The sequence below is a fragment of the Alcanivorax sp. HI0044 genome (genome assembly GCF_001634945.1).
Genome location: NZ_LWEZ01000783.1, coordinates 1 through 387, shown reverse-complemented (window position 1 = coordinate 387; position 387 = coordinate 1). Strand labels below are relative to the sequence as shown.

The following is a 387-nucleotide window of genomic DNA, read 5'->3' as shown; positions in this document are numbered from 1 at the left end:
CTGTTCCCGGATATCGTTCTGGGGCGGCTATCGATCTGGGATGCGGCATCATCGACGGAATCGTTGTTATTCACGTTCTGGGGAACAGTGATTACGCTACCAATGATTCTTGGCTATACGTTTTTTATCTACCGGGTCTTCCGTGGTAAAGCCACAGACCTGAGTTATGAATAATAAAGGGCGCCTGTTGGCGCCCTTTATTATGGTGCCGTTACGCCAGCAGTTTCAGTAAGGCTCTTGCCCCTGCTTCTGAGGAGGCAGGGTTTTGTCCCGTCACCAAATTGCCATCGGTGACTACATGGCTGGCCCAGTCATCGCCTTTTTCATAGATACCACCATTGGCCTTGAGCATGTCTTCGACCAGAAAGGGAACGATATCGGTGAGCT

1 protein-coding gene and 1 pseudogene are annotated in these 387 nt (G+C 50.6%); one reads left to right on the top strand and one right to left on the bottom strand.

From position 1 onward, the window contains the following. Complete coding sequence (locus tag A3730_RS29610; RefSeq protein WP_369819057.1) at positions 1–174, top strand: cytochrome d ubiquinol oxidase subunit II; 174 nt, start codon at positions 1–3, stop codon at positions 172–174. A gap of 37 nt (positions 175–211) precedes the next feature. On the opposite strand, the pseudogene A3730_RS09350 reads toward A3730_RS29610, so the two are convergent. Then, a pseudogene (locus A3730_RS09350) lies at positions 212–387 on the bottom strand (type 1 glutamine amidotransferase domain-containing protein); the annotation flags it as partial.